Raw genomic sequence first — 975 nt, 5'->3', positions numbered from 1 at the left:
TTCATCGCATCGACATCAGCGATCCGTTCGATCCAGCCGCGACCGTACGTCTGGTGCGCGTATTTGCGAAAGCCGTTCTGTCGCTCCGGCTGACTCAGGCCCAGACGATGCAGCAGGTCCGACATGCGGTGACGCTTGTCCTCCAGCGTCTCATTGGGATCGGGCAAGTCGTCGTCGCTGCTGCCATCGCGGTTATCTTCGTTGTGAACGACCGATGATGAGCCATCGCCTGCCCGTTCGTCCTGCGACTGCCGCTGCTCGGGCTGATGAAGCGGATCGCCGATTGACGGTACCGTCCCGTCCGACTCCAGCAGCGCGACTGCGCGGCTGGCAGCATCGAGCGCCGGTTGAGCTTCATCCGCGCCATCCAGCAGCGCACCCAGGTCAATGTCGGCGTCAAGCACCGTCAACATCTGCTTCTGACGCACGGCTTGGCCGCTGTCGTCGATGCGTGTGATGTCGAACTCTTTTTTCGAGAGCCAGAAGCGCGTGCCGGTAAGCCTGCCGCGCGCCAATGCCACGGTCTGCATCGCCGAATAGGCTTTCTGCAGCACGTAGATGGAGTTGGTCGGCAGTTCAATCAGGCCAAGCCCCTTCACGTCGGGAACAGCGAACAGGAAGTTCGCGGTCAGGTTGCACTTGCGATCCTGATACTGCGGACAGACGTGAGGATCGCAGACGCCATCGGGAATGTCGTCGTCTTGCCGGTGAACGACCAGTCGCCCACCGAACGAGCGACGCGCCCGCTGTGCGCGTGCATTGCGCTCGACCGGTGCGTATGTCTTGCAGTATCGCTTGCCGTCGCGGTCGTACTCCGAGAAGTACTGTCGCCCGGCTGTCGTGTACGCTGCCATCTGATTCGGTACATTGCGCAGCCAGTCGTCGAACGCGAACATGATCGGGAAACGGTAGAGCCGCAACCCTTGACCGCGATCCTCGCCATACAGCCGCAGGATCTCGTCAGCCGTGTCCGGG

General features: G+C 61.8%; 1 protein-coding gene. It reads right to left on the bottom strand.

From position 1 onward, the window contains the following. The coding region (locus tag AWB67_RS38530; RefSeq protein WP_087660918.1) for a recombination directionality factor at window positions 1-975 on the bottom strand (975 nt) is incomplete at both ends.

It is taken from the genome of Caballeronia terrestris (assembly GCF_001544515.1).
Classification (GTDB): Bacteria; Pseudomonadota; Gammaproteobacteria; order Burkholderiales; family Burkholderiaceae; genus Caballeronia; species Caballeronia terrestris.
The sequence above is the reverse complement of the archived record's forward strand: the minus strand, read 5'-3'. Positions and strand labels throughout refer to the sequence as shown.